The organism is Bacillaceae bacterium S4-13-56, assembly GCA_040191315.1.
Classification (GTDB): Bacteria; Bacillota; Bacilli; order Bacillales; family JAWJLM01; genus JAWJLM01.
Genome location: JAWJLM010000157.1, coordinates 1 through 1,803, shown reverse-complemented (window position 1 = coordinate 1,803; position 1,803 = coordinate 1). Strand labels below are relative to the sequence as shown.

Genomic DNA, 1,803 nt, shown 5'->3' with positions numbered 1-1,803 from the left:
GAAGCCGACACGGAAATGGTGGTTGAGCTAGATGAAGCAGACTTTCTCCCGGAAGGAAAAAAGGTAGATTTTCTATATGCGGAGGCAGACGGTGTATTTGTTAGAGGAACAAAGAAGAAAAAGAATCTAGAAGTGCATCATGCGGTAGTTCACGAAGGATGGAAAAAAAGCGGAAAGCGTGTTTCTTTAAAGGAGCCTAAAGTCATTTTGACTACACAACCTACAACTGAGTTTTGGAAAGAGGTTCAAGCCTTTACAGCCCATGAATATTCACTAGAAGATACAAGAATTGTGAGTAATAGTGATGGAGGTGCTGGATATACTGCGGAGAGGTTTCAAGAAGCGTTCTCCCAATCAAGATATCCAGTTCTCAATCAATTAGATCCCTACCATGTTTCCCAAGCATTAAATCGTGTATTTGGTGGAGGGAAAAATGTGTTTAAGGACGGTGTTAAAAAAGCACTGAAAGAACATAATCAAGATGATTTCACACGTTGGATTGATACCTTCGAAAGCACGCTAGGAGAACAAAAAGGCGAAAAAAAACTTGAAGAATTTCGGACGTATATTAACCGTAACTGGGAACGTATTTTTGACTGGAGAGAAAAGGTGGAGAATCCTCCTGAGGATGCTCGCAGCTTGGGAGCGATGGAGTCCAACCAACGGCACGTTTCTTTCCGAATGAAAAAAAGAGGGATGCATTGGAGTAAAGAAGGCGGAGAAGGAATGGTAAAGGTTATCCAAGGTATTTTAAATGGAACGTTACGTGAAGTTTATCTTAAGCATCAAAGGAGAAGTGAAAGGAAACAGCGTCATGTGAAACAGACTGTACGAATGGCACAAATACTACGTCAGCCTACACGCCCGTCGATAGGAGCGAAACAAGGGACTATAAGCCTGTACGTAGCTCACTCAACTGCAAGGGGCCAACTGTTAAAGACTTTTCGTTAAACACCAGTAAGTAGTTGAACAGGTTCTTGGTATTTATGAACGTGTCAACTACTTACTGGTCAGCAAGCGCAAGCGCGGTAGGTCCATAAAGTGTACAAAAATAGAGCGCCAGGAATATTGGTATAAAAACTACATCGAGAAAAACTTGACACATACATTATTTTAATAATTATTGCTTTTTTAGTGTCTTATATCTATTATATAATTCCCAAAGAGATTTCTTATGTATTTAATGGTATTGAATATAAATTGGGTTCAAAATCGGAAGATGTAAATCCGATAACAATTCATATTAAAGGAAAAAGATATTATTCCTTTTTGGGAGTCCTTGGTGAAGAAAAATTTGTAGGGCAATTGCATATAGAAGGAGTTAGTTATTATAGCCCCCCTGTAAATACTAAGACAGTTATCAGGTTTGATAAAGAAGGGCGGGGTGATATGCATTATGTATCAAATAAGACGGATTTACCTATTGAGGATAAGGGCTATGGCTATCTTTATGCTAATAGAAATTTAAGTGAAATTACTATTGCGGAGGCCAGAAAAGACGGGAATGGTCGATCGTGGTTCAGTTCAAATGGATGGATGATTACAGCTCCAGCTGAAAATAAAGAAAGTGCTCTAGAAATATCTAATAAATTAATGAAAAAAGTTCTTTTCAGTAAATTGAAATAGAGAATAACATTTTATCCATACTATATACATAATAAAACAAACACCCCAAAAATAGACTTTATACTAATTTTGGGGTGTTTGATTATTACTTGAAGAAATTAATTAATTAATAGACTTGTCCTGGATATAAAGGAGTTGTTTGATGCTAGTATATTTTCATGGACACGCCTTAGTTAA

Annotated in this window: 2 protein-coding genes; both read left to right on the top strand. The window is 37.3% G+C overall.

The window, feature by feature from the left end:
- On the top strand, positions 1–951 hold a 951-nt coding region (locus RZN25_18305; protein ID MEQ6378756.1), incomplete at its 5' end, for an ISLre2 family transposase.
- Between the two features lie 438 nt (positions 952–1,389).
- Positions 1,390–1,626: a hypothetical protein gene (locus RZN25_18300; GenBank protein ID MEQ6378755.1), complete on the top strand. Its 237-nt coding sequence runs from the start codon at positions 1,390–1,392 to the stop codon at positions 1,624–1,626.
- The last annotated feature ends 177 nt before the right edge of the window (positions 1,627–1,803 follow it).

Coding starts and splice junctions, on each gene's coding strand:
- RZN25_18300 (MEQ6378755.1), top strand. CDS start 1,390: ATGCATTATGTATCAAATAAGACGGATTTACCTATTGAGGATAAGGGC.